This window comes from Mucilaginibacter sp. GW822-FHT03E02 (genome assembly GCF_058801545.1).
In genome coordinates this window covers 3916400-3930635 of sequence record NZ_JBXANJ010000001.1, presented here as the reverse complement: position 1 = coordinate 3930635, position 14236 = coordinate 3916400, and the positions used below count along the sequence as shown (strand labels likewise).

The following is a 14236-nucleotide window of genomic DNA, read 5'->3' as shown; positions in this document are numbered from 1 at the left end:
ATACCAAATGGAAACTACAGAACTAAAAGAGAAGTTAAAAGTTCAGATCATTCAGTTCCTGAATTTAACCGATCTTACCCCGGCAGACATTAAAGACGATGAGCCGTTGTTTGGCGATGGCCTGGGGCTTGATTCCATCGATTCACTGGAACTTATTGTACTTTTGAAACGCGAGTACGGCATCAACATTCAAGACCCTAAGGAAGGCCGCAAGGTACTTGTAGACGTGAACACCATGGCAAGGTATATTGAGCAAAACGGGCAAAAATAAACACCGATAAAAATTGGACAGGATTGTAGTAACCGGGATTGGAGTGATCAGCGCTATTGGCCACTCGGTAGCTGAAAATCATACTGCATTGGTACAGGGCAAAACCGGAATTATTAAGGGAGGGGGCAATTTCCCTTCGCGCTATTCGGGACTTCTGCCTTTCGGCGAAGTATTGACCGGCACCCAGGAATTAAAAACAAAACTTGGCGTAACAGAACCGGGCGTTACCCGCACTACCCTGCTTGCCTTGCACGCGTTTAATGAAGCTATTGCCGATGCCCGGTTAACCCAAAATGAATTAACGGCCGCCGATACCGCGCTTGTGGGTGCTACAACCGTAGGTGGCATGTGCCTTACCGACGAGTTATACGCCAATACCCATGGCGATGCCGAACATATTGAATACGTAAAATCATACGATTATGCATCGGTAAACCTATACATACAAACGCGTTATGGGATAACCGGAGTAATTAATACCTTGAATACGGCATGCTCGTCATCAGCAAATGCTATTATGTACGGTTGCAGGCTGATTAAGAACGGACTGGCAAATCGTGTAATTGTAGGCGGGGCCGATAGCCTGGCCAAATTCACGGTTAATGGTTTTAACGCCCTGCGTATTCTTTCCGATGAACCTTGTGCCCCCTTCGACCAAAACCGTAAAGGCCTTAATTTAGGCGAAGGCGCAGCGTTTTTAGTATTAGAGAAAGAGGCCGATGCGGCAGGCAAAAAGATTTATGCCGAGGTGAGCGGTTATGGAAATGCCAATGATGCCTATCATCCATCTTCGTTATCCCCGGAGGGCGATGGCCCTTACCTGGCTATGAAAAATGCATTGGATAATGCCGGGTTAAAACCAGCAGATATCGACTTTATAAATGCCCACGGCACCGGCACCGAGAATAACGACGAGGTAGAAAGCCGCGCTATGCAGCGCCTGTTTAACACCCTGCCCGGTTTTGCATCTACCAAAGGCTTTACCGGGCATACGCTTGGTGCAGCCAGCGCTATCGAGGCGGTGTACAGCATCCTGAATATCGACAGGCAGGAACTATACCCTAATTTGAATTTTAATGTGCCGATAACTGATATTGGCCTTGAGCCGGTTCTGGCTTACAACACCGGCACTATAAAACATGTAATGAGTAACTCGTTTGGTTTTGGCGGGAATTGTACATCATTAATTTTTTCAAAAGCTTAATGATGAAGTTGTATATCCACAAAACCACATGTATTTCGCCGCAGCAAACCTTTGGAGACAACATCGACATTGAAACGCTTCGCCCTTCGGTTGAAAACAAGCTGTATGCCATTGAGCCTGCTTATCCGCAGTTTAAAGGCAATGCTTTACGCCGGATGAGTAAAAGTACCCGCATCGGCTCGGGAGCCGCCCTGCCGCTGCTTGCAGATGCCGTACAGCCCGATGGCATTATCATAGGCACCCAGGTAAGCGGAATGGAGGAGAACGGCAAGTTCCTGAACCAGATTATTGAGTATAATGAAGATATGCTTACGCCGGGAAGTTTTGTGCAGGGTACACCCAATACCATATCATCGCAAATAGCCTTTATCAGCAATAACAAAAACTATAACCTTACACACGTGCACCGCGGGTTGGCTTTTGAAAACGCGGTTATTGATGCAGCCATGCTGTTGAGTGAAAACCCCCAAAGCAACTATTTGTTGGGTGGCGTTGACGAAATTTCGTTTAACAACTATACCCTTGATACCCTTGCGGGCTGGTTTAAGAAAGAAGATTGCCTGAACAGCTACATGTACAGTTCCACAACCGATGGTAGTCTGTCTGGCGAAGGAGCGGCCATGTTTATGGTTAGTGGTAATAAACAAAACGCCATGGCGCAATTGAAAGCCATAACTACCATACATAGCGCCGATGTTGAGGTGATTAAAACCCGCATTGAAAAGTTCGTTGAAGAAAACCTTGCCGAAGGCGAAAAGCCAGAACTGCTGTTAACCGGCGAAAATGGCGATAAGCGCTCGCTCCCTTTTTATACCTCCTGCGATAGCTTGTTTGATCAATATACCACAATAGCCCGCTTTAAGCACATGTGCGGCGAGTATCCAACGGCATCGTCATTTGCACTTTGGCTGGCCTGCAATTTTGTTGGCGGGGCATTGGCCATGCCGCAGCATATGGTTAAGCAACAAGGAACAGCTACAGATTTCAAAAATATTTTGATTTATAACACGCACAAGGTGGGCCAACACGGCTGTATGCTGGTAAGTGTGCCCGCGTAAAATTCCGTTTTTTTGTAGAGACGCATAATTGCGTCTCCCGCATGCAAATCGCACGGGCAAATCTCATACAAATCTTCACCTCCCGCGAGGTTAGCGTAGCGTAACTCGTGGGTTAAACTGGTTTAAGCCTCCGGCTTAGTTCAGCTAAAAGCTGAAACCCGCAGTAGTCACGGGTTAAAACCCCGCGACGGAAAGAACAGAAGGATAATAACGCTTCATGCAACGCGCCAATATCCTATGCGTCTTATCTTCTGGATGATTTAACGTTATATCAGCCATTATCAACAGAAATATGCCGTCTCCAATAAAATACTTGGCCCTTATTTACTTCTTTCTATCCAATTGGGCACATGCGCAAACACATACTTTGTTAGATTCAATGACCCACGCCATCGAAAAGCAGGAATACACCGGAATCCACAGCATATTGATATCCAAAGGCGGCAAGCTGGCTTACGAGCATTATTTTAACGGTTACACGGCCGATTCGCTGCATGATTCCCGATCAGCGTTTAAATCGATAACCAGCCTGCTGATGGGCATTGCCATTGATAAAGGCTTTGTAAAAAATGCAGATCAAAAAGTTTATGCATTTTTCCCGGAGTATAAATCATTCGCTAACAACGACGCGCGGAAACAGCTTATCACCATCAAAAACCTTTTAGAAATGCGGTCGGGCTTTGATTGCAATGAATGGGATGATAACGGGAAGGATTGCGAAACAGAAATGGTTGAAACCAAAGACTGGGTTAAGTTCTCGTTGGATTTGCCTGTGAAAAACGATCCTGGTACAGTTTGGAACTATACATCATGTAACCCAATGATTATTAGTGGTATTATCAGTAATGCCTCCCATATGTCTGTTATGGCCTTTGCTAAAAAATATTTGTTTGATTCGTTGGGGATTACCAACTACCACTGGACTGTTGATCCTGCCGGACATGGCGCCACTGCCGGATCCTTTTTCCTGTTGCCAAAGGATATGATTAAAATTGGGCTGTTGGTAAAAAACAATGGCGTTTGGCAGGGTAAACGGATAGTATCGGCACAATGGCTCAGGGCGTCAACCACAGCCACTATTCCCATTCCCGGTTTTTCGTTTGTTAAACTGAGCAGAACTAAAGTGGCCACCCCGCAGCCTGCTTATTACGGCTACTACTGGTACAACGAAAAGGTAAAAACTCCGGGTTATACGGAAGACGTTGTTTTTGCATCGGGCAATGGCGGGCAGTACATCATGATCATCAAAAACCTTGACCTGGTGGTCGCATTTACCCAGGGCAATTACAATAACTGGAGGGCCAAACGGGCCTTTGATTTATTGGCGAAGTATATAATTCCCGGGTGCAAGTGAATTTCAATCCGATGACTGTGTCCCCACAGTCATCTTTCCGAGATGCGGTCGGTTTACCCTACCCTAACGTACTGCCATAGGAATAGCGGTTTGTGAGGACACAAACCGCGGGGAGAAAAGATTTAAATACCGAACACTGAATGTCCAATGTCGAATAATGAAGGAAAAATTTCGGCATTCAAAATTCATTATTCGATATTATTTGCCCTTCTGTTTTGTCAACTTAATGAAATTGCCCGGCATATGCCGGCAGCCCCAGCATCTTATCCACTCTTTCAACCCGGTAACCCATCGCCTTTACCTCCCCCAAAAAGTTTGGCAGCATAGCCACGGTAACCGGGCACCTGTCGTGAAATAAAAAAATTGCCCCTGGTTTAATTTGGGGAGTTACTTTTTGCAAAAGCGCATCAGCATCGGTAGCCATAGTATCATACGATCGTACATTCCAGCCTATGGGCAAGTAATTCCCTTTAACAATGGCATTTTTTAAATTAGGGTTCATCACCCCGTAAGGCGGCCGGAATAGCCTTGTTTTTTTACCGATTACATTATACAAGTCGCGGTCCACCTGCTGCATCTCGGCGAGCATTTTTTTTGAGGGAAAAAGATCGAACAGAGCGGCGTGCGTATAACTATGGTTGCCAATGATATGGCCACTTGCATCCATTTGCCTTATGATGGCTTCATTGCCAGCAATACGTTCGCCAATGCAAAAAAAAGCGACTTCGACGCTGGCATCTTTCAAAATTTGTAAAACCTGCGGAGTTCCTTCTGATACCGGGCCATCGTCAAAAGTTATCGCTATTACTTTATCGGTTGTTTTAGCCGAGCAGTACATCGGCATAAAAAAACCGGAGCTTACAAAATAGCAACCATAAGCAACAATAAGTGAATGCGCCAGGATAATTGCCCCATATGCCAGCCAGCTTACCCCATATGTTTTGTCGGCCCAGATGGTAACACCCAGCAGGATTAGGAATGCGATATTGGTGTTTCTGAATGTTAGCACGCCGATAGCAACATTAACGAATGACAGGTGTTTTGGTAATGGTTATAAACCAATATTTTTTTAATCGGGGTAATGGGTTCCGACCCCGGAATAGTATTTGTTTTAACAATTTGCGTAGCATACCATAACGCGAAGGCCGATGATGTGGGATACTCGCCACACAAGTGTTTATACCGGACAACATTACAGTAATTAAATAACGAACCCTCCAGGTAATCGTAAACGGCATCATTTTGGGCATCCCCGTTATTGCCTGCTACAACCAGGCTGATATCATACATGCTGAGGTCCTGTGCTGCCAGGAAAGCTTCAATTTGCTGTTCAACAGCTGCATGGCTGCCCGGTTTATAAAACGTGGCTACTGCATCCAGCTTGGCCAGGTCGTTTCCGGACGCTTCATTAGTTAACAGGAAAAATGCCGCACCTTCACCTGCAATGGTGCCTTTTGAATCGGCATTATAAAGGTTAGTATTGGAGACAGTGCCTTGTTTATACAGGCCAAACCGGCTTAGTATGCTGTGACTGATATCGGTTATCTCGTCGATACCACCTACCAGTATGTTTTGGGCTTCACCTTCCTGCAATAGCATCTGCGCGTCGAGCAGGGAGCATTCAAACGATGAGCCGCCATTTACAAACGTGTTGTTGTAATTGTTGCAATGCAGCAGCAAAGCCACCTGTGCGCCAATGGTATTGTGGGTTGATTGGATAAATGATGTTGGGGTAAGCAGCTCTTCGCCGCGTTCAACCATTTTACTTAAAAACACGCCGGTATCTTCCAGGCAGCCATAGGCCGTGCCGGTAATAATGGCATCGGGGTTGGTTACACCCGCATCCTGCAAACAGGCCATAGCAGATGCTACCCCCATTTTGATAATCCGGCTCATGCGGCGGATAAGCTTTGGATCGATGATCTCTTTGTAATCGGGCGTAACACAAGTAAGGCGATTGCCTTCATGCACTACTATTTCATCCAGGAACGGAATGTGTCCGAATGTTTTTTGGGGCGATATGTTTGCTGTTGAACGTATATACATATCAGGCCGGTAGTTTTGAAAATATTAATGACGAACAGTTACCCCCAAAACCAAAGGAGTTGGAAAGCACGTGCTTTAAATCTGCGTGTTGTGTAAAACTTGTTTCGGGCGCAAAAGGATGATCGGCAATCTGTGTCTCAAATCGCAGGTTGGGGTAAATAAATCCCTGTTGCGCCGAGAGCACCGAAAACACAGCCTCGATACCCGCGCTTGCGCCCAGCGTGTGCCCGGTGAATGATTTGGTAGAGCTCATTTTAGGAAAATGCGGATCAAATAGTCGATTTATAGCAGTCCCTTCGGAATTATCATTGTTTTGGGTGCCTGTACCATGCAGGTTAATGTAGCCGATATCTTCCGGCTTTAGCCCGCTCATTTTTAAAGCACCCTCCATCGCCATAAAGGAGCCCGTGCCATCGGGAGATGACGCGGTTTGGTGGTAGGCATCGTTGGCATTACAGTAACCGCTCAGCGTACAATAAGGCGCTTTTTGCAGCCCCGCCGCAACCCGTTCAGATACCAAAGTAATGTACCCAGCACCCTCGCCAAGGTTTAAGCCCCGGCGGTTGGCATCAAAGGGCTGGCAATATTGGTTGTCCAATATCATGAGCGTGTTAAAGCCGTTTAGGGTGAAGCGGGTAAGTGCATCGGTGCCCCCGGCTATAACTACATCAAGGATGTTGTTTTTGATGAGCCTTGCGCCATACATAATGGCATTGGCCGATGAGGAACAGGCTGTACTGATGGTACTTATATAGTTTTTTATCCCCAATTCGTCGGCCACCAATTCTGTTACCTTGCCGCACTTGTGGTTAACTACATTACGCAATTTACCTTTTGCCGGGTTGGCCATAAATTCCACAAAAAAATCCTCTGTTTTATCCATACCGCCCACAGTGTTGGCCGATATAAAACCCGTACGTAGCGATGCGAAATTTTGGATGCCTGCATCATTTTTTGCTTCCCTTGCCGCGATGAGGCTTAGCATAGCCGTGCGGCTTATATCGGGGCCATAGCCTGATAATAGGGCCAATTCATCATTGCTCAATTTAACTTCGGCAACCGGGAAGGTATCTTGATGAACGGTTTGCAGGTATTTAATTTTATCAATGCCCGCGCGGCTGTTCCGGAGCGCGTTAAGGCATTCGGCGGTATTGTTGCCAATACCCGAAATTACACCTACACCCGCTACAAAAACAGTTTTGCTCATTACTATGTCATTTGCCGGCTATTTAACCGGCAGGTAAATGTTATTTAAATTTTCTGCACTAAACGGCGCCGATGTTGGGCCTGCATCCTTTTCTACCAGGTATAAAACAGCTTTGTAATCTTCCCGCAGCACATCAACCCAGCCACAAATGCAGGCCTGCAATATATTATTATTTAGTAAATATGCTACGTACTGCTGTATAAACGCGGCATCAAAAGTTTCAAAGACAAAAAAAGCGTTCTCGCCTTTAAACTTGTTTTTTATGCTGATTTCGCCGATAACAATATTAGGCAAAGTATACACAAACAACGCAGGGCTTGCAATGGTTTTGGCCTGGTCGTAATATTTAATGTCGGCATCCAGGCTGGAATTGGAGTTTGCTAAAACGATACCAACTTCCTGCGCTTTATATTTTTCGCTGATGCCGCTATCCTTCAGCAATACCTCCGATGCCAGCAAACCCAATTTGGACAGGTTGTCCATTTTATAAAACTTGGGATACTTAACCTCTAAAAACTGGTAGGCCGAAAGTACAAATGCGCTAACATCTGCCCCCTTGTTTTCAAACACAGGAATGCCATTGCCATAAACAACATTATTGCTGATGATGCAGTGCGATGTAATATGTAGTGCTTCTGTCAATCTTATATCTATTATTTGCTTTTAGCTTTCCGCCTTAGGCTTTCAGCTTTTCTTCAGTACAATTGCCGCATTACAGCCCCCAAAACCCGATGCTGTTTTAAGACATGCTGTTAACGGTGTTTGTTGTAACGTTTTAGCCACGTTGAGTGGCTGGGTAACCCCCAACTCATTAAATCCCCTGGTGGGGATAATGGTGTTGTGCTTTAATGAATGGGCTGCTATTATGGCCTCGATAAGCCCCGAAGCGCCAAGTGTATGCCCGTAATATCCTTTTAAGCTATTAACCGGGATATGTTGCATGCCGGCCAGGTTTATGGCTTTGGCCTCCATCTCATCGTTGTAAATGGTAGCCGTGCCATGGGCCGATATAAAATCGATGGTCTCCGGTTCAACGCCGGCGCTTTTCAATGCTGCGTTAATGGCATCAAAAAGCTCTTCGCCGGTTTTTGATGGGCCCGAAATATGGTTGGCATCATTACTAACCGAGCCGCCCGCAAGTATAATATCGTCAGCTTTGTGCTGGTTTGCCGATAGGATAACCGTAGCAGCACCCTCGCCTAAATTGATACCATCGCGGTTTAAATCAAAGGGTTTGCAGGGTTGCGCGCTAATAGCCTGGAATGATTGGAAACCCGATAGCACAAACCGGGTGATCACATCGCCGCCAACCACAATAGCATTGTCATACTGCCCGGCCTGGATCAGGCGCATCCCGGTGATCATGGCCATTAAGCCCGAGATACAGGCATGAGATACAATCAACGGTTTATTTACGAAGCCAAACTTTTCGGCAACTAATCTGGCCGATGTTGGCAATGCAATGCGTTGGTTTAGGTCCGGGTTACCGGCATCCGTTTCCAGCATGCTGATATTGCCTTTGGTGGTGGAGATAATGAGAACTGTTTTTTTATCTGTGCTATTTATGCCACTATTTTTTAAAGCATCGGTAATGGATGCTATCAGCAATTGTTCAAATTTGGTGTATTCGCCGGCTTTGGTCAGCAGCGGATGATCATCGCTAAATAATGATGCATAAAAAGGAACCGCCGATCTATCGCCACCATGGTGCTCTTTAATCCCCGATATATTTTGGCTAAGCTTATCGAAATTTTCGGCAGAGGTATGGCCTATGGGCGACAAGATATTATCGGCTACAATAAAAACGGGCTTCATCACTTACAAACACTTCCTCTCATTACTTGTTTTATTGCCAAAAGTTATAGTAATTATACCATTGCTCGGGATACTTTTTCACGTATTTTTCCATCTCGCCCACAAAATCATTGGTCATTTGCGTTATCCCGGCTTCTTTGCCCAAATGTAAATATTCCTTAATTGTGCTGGCATAAAAATGATAGTGAAACTTAGTTTCTTTCATGGCAAAAACGTAGGCCACTGGGACCCTGAATTTTTGAGCCAGGATAAATGGTCCTAACGGGAATTTGGCTTCCTCGCCCAAAAAGTTTTTGGTAACGGTTTTATTACCCTCCAGGTACCGGTCGGCATGCATGCATACCAGTTCGTTATTCTGAAAAGCTTCGTTGATTTTGAAAATGTGCGAGATGTCGTCCTTAATTACAATAATATTAACGCTTAGCTTGCCGGTAACCCTTTCCATAAAGGCTTTTATCTGCTGGTCTTCGCCATCAAACATCACAATGTTAATGCGGGTGTTGATATGCTTCAGCAAATCGCCTGCAATTTCCCAGCTGCCAATGTGTGCGCTTAAAAGCAGGCCGCCTTTGCCCATGGCCGCAATTTGGTTCAGGTTATGCCGGCCATCAAACTCAAAGGTGAATTTGTTACGGATGCCCGACATCACTACCACCTTATCAATAATGCTTTGGCCAAAAATGAAGTAATTTTGGTAAACCTTAAAAAGTGATTTTATGCGCCCGTAGCTTAACCTGTTATGAAAATAGTAATAAATACTTTTCGACGACTTGTACGAGAAAACTACGTAGTAAAACGATACAAACCGTAACAAAAAATAAGCGGGACTAACCCCGCCATATTTTAAAATAGCCAGAAATACCGAATAGCCCCAGGGCTTCCCTTTTGATTTTCCTTTCCAGGACGACATTTAAACAAGCTCCTTCGGCTGTACTTTAGTTGCTACGTAATCGTAAAAATCCTGGAAGGTAACAATGCCGGTAAAATCTTCGGGCTGCACCTTAAACGCAAAATTGGTTTCAATAACCACCACCAGGTCTATATAGTCAAGACTATCTAAACCAAGTGTATCTTTTAAAACAGCATCGGGTGTAATGGTATCAACATCTACCTCAAATTCTTCAGACAGGAAGGAATTAATTTTTGCAATGATCTCTTCAGTTTGCATAATGGTTTAAATTAATTAGCTAACATTTTGGATGAATCAGGGCGACACCCAAGTGTTGTGTAATAGGTTGTAAAAGTTTTTAAATATGTTATTTATTTAGTGTACACGGATATACCTGTTAAAGGGTATTTTAAAAATAAATTAATTGCTGGTTTTTATAAAGAACGATTTAGGTTGTTACATTAGCCGCTACCTTGGCTTAACCAACGGCCTTAAAACTTATTCCTGCACTATATCTACACTCACCTTAGTTAATTCCTACATTTAGGAAAAAATCATAACACTTAATTAATAAAATTAATTAAAGAATTTTACAAAAATACAAAATAATAAAAACATTTGTTCATTTTTTGTGTATCGGGATAATAAAATATTTTAAACGCCCGAACCTTTGACCATACACGCTATATATCGTAAATCCATAAATTTCATCAATTTTAAACCGATTGTCCAGGCCTTCTTAAATATATCGTCCAAATCACAAACCAAATATTATTTTTGTAGATGACGAGCGAACCTGCAAAAAGGTTACGGCGTTTAAAAACAACTTAAACAAAACTGATTGATGGTTGCCGGTGTTGGGATAGATATGATAGAGATTGACCGCGTGGCTGTCAAAATTGAAAAGGGCAGTGGCTTTCGCGAACTGGTGTTTTCGGAAAATGAAATAGCTTATTGCGAACGTAAGGCTGATAAGTACCAGCACTATGCAGCACGTTTTGCAGCCAAAGAGGCGTTTTTTAAAGCATTGGGCACCGGTTGGCTAAACGGTACAGCTTTTAACGAAGTGGAGATTAGCAACAATGCCGATGGAAAACCCGAACTTACGCTGATTGGCCAAACCGGCGAATTATTAAGGGAGCAAGGCCCAATGAAAATTTCTGTATCATTAACCCATCTTAAAACTATCGCATCGGCCATTGTAATTATCGAAAAGTGACAGACCAATCTACATTTATATCGCAGGAGCAAGTAGTAACCATGCAGCAACAAAAGCTGCAGGAGCTGCTGGCTTACCTTAACATTCATTCGCCTTTTTATAAGGAGTTGTTTGATGCAAACAATATCAACATTGATGATATTAAAACGCTGGATGATCTGAAACTGATCCCTACAACCGTAAAGGAAGACCTGCAAAAGCGTAATGTCGACTTTATGTGCGTTAGCCGCGACCAGATCATCGAATATAGCTCAACATCAGGCACATTGGGCAGTCCGGTCACTATAGCCCTTACCGAGAATGACCTTTTACGGCTTACCTATAATGAATATAGCTCATTTACCTGTGCCGATGGCAAGGCCGAAGATGTGTACCAGCTGATGCTGACGCTTGACAGGCAGTTTATGGCCGGCTTAGCTTATTACTCGGGTATTCGCAAAATAGGGGCAGGCATTATTCGCCTGGGTCCCGGGGTGCCATCATTACAATGGGAAACCATTTTAAGGCTTAAGCCTACTGCTATTGTTGCAGTACCATCGTTTATTTACAAGCTTATCCAATACGCGCAGGAACATGGTATCGATATCAATTCAAGTTCGGTAAAAAAAGCGGTTTGTATTGGCGAGAATATCCGTAACACCGATTTTTCGTTGAATATTCTTGGTAAAAAAATTACCGATGCCTGGGATATTAAACTATACTCTACGTATGCATCAACCGAAATGCAAACGGCGTTCACTGAGTGCGGGTACGGTAAAGGCGGCCATCATCAGCCCGAATTACTGATAGTGGAGCTGCTTGATGAAAACAACCAACAGGTAGCCCCCGGCGAACCCGGAGAAGTAACCATTACCACGCTGGGCGTTGAAGGTATGCCTTTGCTGCGCTATAAAACCGGCGATATTTGCCTGTACGATGATGCACCTTGCCAATGCGGAAGAACTACCCTACGTTTATCGCCAATTATAGGCCGTAAAAAGCAGATGATCAAATTCAAAGGCACCACGCTTTACCCGCCATCGCTTTTTGATTTGCTGAATGGGATGGAAGAAATATTGGATTTTGTGGCCGAGGTTTACTCCAACGAAATTGGTATGGACGAAGTGCTGCTGCATATCCTGCCGGTAAACTATACCGATGAGTGCGACCGGAAGATCCGCGCCAATTTACAGGCAAGGTTAAGAGTAAGCCCGCATGTTACCTATGTGCAGTACGATGAAATTCAGAAGATGCAGTACAAGGAATCGGGCCGCAAACCGTTTAAATTTATCGATCGCCGGAAATAAAAGCATCTTCGGGCAATTCATCCGGCAGCTCTTCTTCTGATGGCGACTTGCCGAAGATTTTATCCAGCAGGTTTAATATTGGTACGGTCATAAAAGTGGTTACCAACGCCATGATTACCAATATGGCAAATACCTCTTTGTTTAGTACGCCCAGGTCGTAACCAATATTCAGTACAATCAGCTCAACCAGGCCACGGGTGTTCATTAAGGCACCTATGGATAGGCTATCCTTCCAGCTCTGCCCCACAAATTTGGCTGCCGATGCGCTGCCCACAAATTTGCCGGTAACCGCAACTAATATGGTTAAACCACAAATGCCCCAGAGGTACGCATCATTTAGCAAGCCAATTTGTGTACGCAGCCCGGTAAAAACAAAAAACAAAGGCAGTAATAAAAACAAGGCTACATCCTTTATGCGTTCCACAAATACTCCCCGGAAGGTAATATTATCGGGCATTACAATGCCGGCCATAAAAGCGCCAAACAGCGCGTGGATGCCGATACTTTCTGTGGCGTATGATGAAATAATGAGCGTTAAAAAAAACATAGCCACCGGCATACCCACATAACCCGGCCTGATGTTGCGGCTGTAGATGCGCTTTAAAAGCGGTTTTACACCCTTCAGCATAATCAATACATAGGCAATGGCCATTAGGGCTGTATAAACAAAACTCATTACCGAACCAGCCTTAACTACGGCAATCACAACTGTAAGCAGGCACCAGGCGGTGATATCATCGGCAGCGGCGCAGGTGATAACCAATGCGCCAAGGCGTGTTTTGTTAATACCCCGCTCCTGGCAAATGCGCGCGAGTACCGGGAACGCCGTAATGCTCATAGAGATGCCCATAAACAAACCAAACGAAAAAAACGGAACGCCGGTGGGGGCCAGCGAACGATAGATAAAATAGGCCAGCCCGATGCCCAATGTGAACGGAATAATAATACTGGCATGGCTAATGACAATGGCATCCTTGCTTTTGCTTTTAATAGCACGCAAATCAAGCTCCATACCTATCACAAACATGAAAATGATGAGGCCAATCTGGCTCAGAAACTGCAGGGAGCTTAACGAAGCTGCCGGGAAAACAGCATGCGAAAATGCCGGGAAAAACCGGCCCACCAACGATGGGCCTAACGCTATGCCTGCAAAAATTTCGCCGATAACGCGGGGCTGCCCCATTTTTTTGCACAGCCATCCTGCTATATTGCCTGCTATTATGATAACGGCTATTTGTGCCAGTAACGTAGCCAGCGGCCCGGTTAAGTTTTTAATTAAGCCATCGGCAAACTGATGTGCCGAACTTTTGCTGCTTGCCGCCAGTTTTACAATGTGGCGGCCTTTTTCAAGTTCGCTGCCGGCTGTTAATGCCAGGTAAATTAAAAAGGAAAACCCGCCAATAAGGAGGATGTAAAAAAATATATTCCTGAATTTCTTCATTTTTTAAATACCCCTTTAAATTTAAAAAAAGTGGAAGCCTCATGCTGAATGGTAGCATCTACCTTTAACGTATCATCATCGGTAGTGGTATAGGTTACCTGCATATCGGCTGTGCTGTTTACCTGCGGGTTTAATATGGCCAAAAACTTCATATCGCCCGCTTTAAGCAGTTTTGTTTTGGCGCCTACAATATGTTCCAGCACCTCCTTTACCATCTGCATCATACAAACCCCCGGCACAACCGGCTGACCAGGAAAATGCCCGTCAAAAATCTGGTGACCCGCATTCAGGGTGATGATAGTTTTTGAGGTATTACCATCGGTGTTTGGCGCGGTAAACTGAAAAAAGGATTCCTGGAGCATATGTTTTTAGCTTAAAGCTGAAGGCGGAAAGCCGAAAGCTGTTAACTTCCGGGCAAGGGCCTTCAACTCCTTATATTGTCAAAA

General features: G+C 44.7%; 15 protein-coding genes. 6 read left to right on the top strand and 9 right to left on the bottom strand.

All coding sequences use genetic code 11. The features are described 5' to 3' along the window. Nucleotides 1-7: 7 nt before the first annotated feature. The 4 genes from AC1RM2_RS16435 (at nucleotide 8) to AC1RM2_RS16420 (ending at nucleotide 3887) form a co-directional block, all read left to right on the top strand. Nucleotides 8-271: a phosphopantetheine-binding protein gene (locus AC1RM2_RS16435; protein ID WP_090638009.1), complete on the top strand. Its 264-nt coding sequence runs from the start codon at nucleotides 8-10 to the stop codon at nucleotides 269-271. Nucleotides 272-284: 13 nt separating this feature from the next. Continuing rightward, entirely contained in the window at nucleotides 285-1475 is a 1191-nt protein-coding gene (locus AC1RM2_RS16430; protein WP_492986276.1) for a beta-ketoacyl-[acyl-carrier-protein] synthase family protein, read from the top strand. Then, nucleotides 1475-2533 carry a beta-ketoacyl-[acyl-carrier-protein] synthase family protein gene (locus tag AC1RM2_RS16425; RefSeq protein ID WP_492986275.1) on the top strand — a complete coding sequence of 353 codons (1059 nt, stop codon included), beginning with the start codon at nucleotides 1475-1477 and terminating at the stop codon, nucleotides 2531-2533. Before AC1RM2_RS16430 ends, AC1RM2_RS16425 begins: the two co-directional genes overlap by 1 nt. Nucleotides 2534-2912: 379 nt before the next feature. Beyond that, complete coding sequence (locus AC1RM2_RS16420; protein WP_492986274.1) at nucleotides 2913-3887, top strand: serine hydrolase domain-containing protein; 975 nt, start codon at nucleotides 2913-2915, stop codon at nucleotides 3885-3887. A 223-nt stretch (nucleotides 3888-4110) separates the two neighbouring features. Here AC1RM2_RS16420 and AC1RM2_RS16415 read toward each other — a convergent pair whose 3' ends face one another. The 7 genes from AC1RM2_RS16415 to AC1RM2_RS16385 are packed head-to-tail and all read right to left on the bottom strand — an operon-like array spanning nucleotide 4111 to nucleotide 10123. Further along, a complete protein-coding gene (locus AC1RM2_RS16415) occupies nucleotides 4111-4896 on the bottom strand; it encodes a polysaccharide deacetylase family protein (protein WP_492986273.1) in 786 nt (261 codons plus the stop codon). Next, entirely contained in the window at nucleotides 4890-5933 is a 1044-nt protein-coding gene (locus tag AC1RM2_RS16410) for a beta-ketoacyl synthase N-terminal-like domain-containing protein (RefSeq protein WP_492986272.1), read from the bottom strand. Before AC1RM2_RS16410 ends, AC1RM2_RS16415 begins: the two co-directional genes overlap by 7 nt. 1 nt (nucleotide 5934) lies before the next feature. Then, nucleotides 5935-7140 carry a beta-ketoacyl-[acyl-carrier-protein] synthase family protein gene (locus AC1RM2_RS16405; RefSeq protein WP_492986271.1) on the bottom strand — a complete coding sequence of 402 codons (1206 nt, stop codon included), beginning with the start codon at nucleotides 7138-7140 and terminating at the stop codon, nucleotides 5935-5937. 18 nt (nucleotides 7141-7158) lie between these two features. Continuing rightward, nucleotides 7159-7782 (bottom strand): beta-ketoacyl synthase N-terminal-like domain-containing protein, encoded by a 624-nt coding sequence (locus AC1RM2_RS16400; RefSeq protein ID WP_492986270.1) that lies wholly within the window; start codon nucleotides 7780-7782, stop codon nucleotides 7159-7161. Nucleotides 7783-7824: 42 nt separating this feature from the next. Then, entirely contained in the window at nucleotides 7825-8955 is a 1131-nt protein-coding gene (locus AC1RM2_RS16395) for a beta-ketoacyl synthase N-terminal-like domain-containing protein (protein WP_492986269.1), read from the bottom strand. A gap of 31 nt (nucleotides 8956-8986) precedes the next feature. Next, complete coding sequence (locus AC1RM2_RS16390) at nucleotides 8987-9865, bottom strand: lysophospholipid acyltransferase family protein (protein WP_492986268.1); 879 nt, start codon at nucleotides 9863-9865, stop codon at nucleotides 8987-8989. Further along, complete coding sequence (locus tag AC1RM2_RS16385) at nucleotides 9866-10123, bottom strand: acyl carrier protein (protein ID WP_147053885.1); 258 nt, start codon at nucleotides 10121-10123, stop codon at nucleotides 9866-9868. Between the two features lie 565 nt (nucleotides 10124-10688). On the opposite strand from AC1RM2_RS16385, the gene acpS reads away from it, so the two are divergent. Further along, entirely contained in the window at nucleotides 10689-11063 is a 375-nt protein-coding gene (gene acpS, locus AC1RM2_RS16380) for a holo-ACP synthase (protein ID WP_492986267.1), read from the top strand. Further along, a complete protein-coding gene (flxY, locus tag AC1RM2_RS16375; RefSeq protein WP_492986266.1) occupies nucleotides 11060-12349 on the top strand; it encodes a flexirubin biosynthesis putative acyl-CoA ligase FlxY in 1290 nt (429 codons plus the stop codon). The genes acpS and flxY overlap by 4 nt, the downstream gene beginning before the upstream one ends. Here the strand turns inward: flxY and AC1RM2_RS16370 are convergent. Next, nucleotides 12330-13790 (bottom strand): cation:proton antiporter domain-containing protein, encoded by a 1461-nt coding sequence (locus tag AC1RM2_RS16370; RefSeq protein ID WP_492986265.1) that lies wholly within the window; start codon nucleotides 13788-13790, stop codon nucleotides 12330-12332. The genes flxY and AC1RM2_RS16370 overlap by 20 nt on opposite strands. Continuing rightward, nucleotides 13787-14152 carry an ApeI family dehydratase gene (locus AC1RM2_RS16365; RefSeq protein ID WP_090638072.1) on the bottom strand — a complete coding sequence of 122 codons (366 nt, stop codon included), beginning with the start codon at nucleotides 14150-14152 and terminating at the stop codon, nucleotides 13787-13789. The genes AC1RM2_RS16370 and AC1RM2_RS16365 overlap by 4 nt, the downstream gene beginning before the upstream one ends. Between the last annotated feature and the right edge of the window lie 84 nt (nucleotides 14153-14236).